Origin of the sequence: Zobellia uliginosa (genome assembly GCF_900156625.1) — a bacterium.
Classification (GTDB): domain Bacteria; phylum Bacteroidota; class Bacteroidia; order Flavobacteriales; family Flavobacteriaceae; genus Zobellia; species Zobellia uliginosa.
This window is the reverse complement of record NZ_FTOB01000026.1, coordinates 1-1,347: the sequence shown is the minus strand read 5'-3', so window position 1 is coordinate 1,347 and position 1,347 is coordinate 1. Positions and strand designations below refer to the sequence as shown.

At 34.7% G+C, this 1,347-nt stretch carries 1 protein-coding gene; it reads right to left on the bottom strand.

Annotated elements, in window-relative coordinates:
* Positions 1-463: 463 nt before the first annotated feature.
* Positions 464-1,105 (bottom strand): HAD family hydrolase, encoded by a 642-nt coding sequence (locus tag BW980_RS22090; protein WP_076457316.1) that lies wholly within the window; start codon positions 1,103-1,105, stop codon positions 464-466.
* Positions 1,106-1,347: the final 242 nt, after the last annotated feature.

The following is a 1,347-nucleotide window of genomic DNA, read 5'->3' as shown; positions in this document are numbered from 1 at the left end:
AAAATACCGCCCGTAAAATATGCGGAACTTAATTCTTTTGGGGCTAGCCCCAAAAGAATTAAAAACAATAACTTTAATGAAGTTTTAGAAAACTAGGCAGTTCTAATTAGGGGAAGCTTACAGTTGCTGTCCCGCAGGGCAGCTATGATTTTTAGCCATTGTGTGTGCCCAGTATGGGCATCCTTTACGCTACAGAAATGTAGTTAATTAATCTAGAGGGTGCAAGTCCCTTATGGGCAGGGGTAACGCCTTGATCCATTAGTAAGTCGCAAGGGTGGTAACTGCGAAGTTACATCTGAAGAAAGCGGGACTACAAAACTCGGTACCGACGAACAGGAACCGTATACAGCCCGTCCCGCTCCGGCTGCGGGAAGACCCGTATGGCAGGTGGTGTGAGAGGCGCAGTCCGTTCCTAACTAGGGGTGGACCCGTCTACTCGATTGTAGCACGTTTTTTTTCTTATTTATACAATCTCAGCTAGATTTTTAAAACTATTGATTATATAATTTGGTTTTTGTTTTTCTAATTTTTCCCTCGTGTTGTTTCCATAAGTAACTCCACACGTATCTACATTCGCCCTTTGTCCCATTTCAATGTCAAAAATTGTATCGCCAACTACTAAACATTCAGATGGATGATAATTATATTTATTTATTATGAGATTTACAATGTCGGGTGAAGGTTTTTTATTTTTAGCATCTTCTTCGCCTCCAACAAATGTAAAAATGTCGTAAACATTTTGCTTTTTGAGTATTTTAATTAATGCCTCTTTCCCTTTGCTTGAAGCAACAGTCAGATTTATTCCTTGTTTATGAAAATCTAATAATGTGTTTTTTACACCATTAAAAAGAGAAATCGTATCGATTACAATTTCATTATAATGTTTACGATAAACTAAAGTTGCTTCTTGTATTAATTTTTCGTCAATTGAAAAGGCTTTTTCAAAAGTAGTTTTCAGTGGTAATCCTATTAAGTTTTCTATTAATTTTTCGTCATAATTATCAATGTTAAAACTATGAGCCACAAACTTCATTGACTGTAAAATACTTTCTTTGGTATCTGCTAATGTACCATCAAAATCTAAAATAAGATTCTTATATTTCATTTGGATTTATGTTTTTTTAAATGTGCTACAACTTGTTTATATGCGGAACATTCCGTCTTTTATCCTGCCAATCCGGTACAATATGTGGAGGTTACGGTTTAGTTTATCACTATTATTTCATTTAAGCGATAAAACTGCTATTTTTTATATACATCTTAAGTTTGATTCTCATTAAATTGATGGTATAAACCAGAAAGAACAAAAGAGAGAATTAAGGTTAAGTTATACAGTGAAGCTTTAGA

What these genes read in the sequence shown, in the direction of transcription:
- BW980_RS22090 (WP_076457316.1), bottom strand. Translation starts at nt 1,105, where the DNA reads ATGAAATATAAGAATCTTATTTTAGATTTTGATGGTACATTAGCAGAT.